This is a genomic window from Neisseria sp. P0001.S005 (assembly GCF_051963715.1).
In genome coordinates this window covers 1-657 of record NZ_JBQCTZ010000488.1, presented here as the reverse complement: position 1 = coordinate 657, position 657 = coordinate 1, and the positions used below count along the sequence as shown (strand labels likewise).

At 57.2% G+C, this 657-nt stretch carries 1 protein-coding gene; it reads left to right on the top strand.

Going from position 1 to position 657, the window contains the following annotated elements:
* A partial coding sequence (locus ACTHSP_RS21235) for an FUSC family protein (RefSeq protein ID WP_440346912.1) occupies positions 1-657 on the top strand: 657 nt, incomplete at both ends.

Below are 657 nucleotides of genomic sequence, written 5' to 3'. Positions count from 1 at the left end.
ATGGAAGGCTGCCGCCAATCCCTCAGCCATTTTGCCGAGACCCATGCCGACAATGCCAACCTCCACAATATCCGCCGTCTGCTCGACAATCTCAGCAGCGTCGATTACCAACTGCGGCAACTGCAAAACGATGCGTCCCTTGCCGAAAACGACAACGCCGACACCCGCATTGCCGCCCTTGAAAACACCAAGTTCCGCAATATCGGCGAAACCGTCCTCAGCCAGCTCAATTTCGAATCCGGCGTCTTCCGCCATGCCACCCGCCTCTCCATCGTCGTGGCCGCGGCCTGCATCATTGTCGAAATCCTCCATCTCAACCTCGGCTACTGGATTCTGCTGACCGCCCTTTTCGTCTGCCAGCCTAACTACACCGCCACCAAAAGCCGCGTGTACCAACGCATTGCCGGCACGATTCTCGGCGTGATTGTCGGTTCGCTCGTCCCCTACTTCACCCCGTCTGTTGAAACCAAGCTCTGGATTGTCATCGCCAGCACCACCCTGTTCTTCATGACCCGAAGCTACAAATACAGCTTCTCCACATTCTTCATCACCATCCAAGCCCTGACCAGCCTTTCGCTTGCCGGTTTGGACGTGTACCACGCCATGCCCATCCGCATCATCGACACCATCGTCGGTTCCGTTATCGCATGGGCCGCC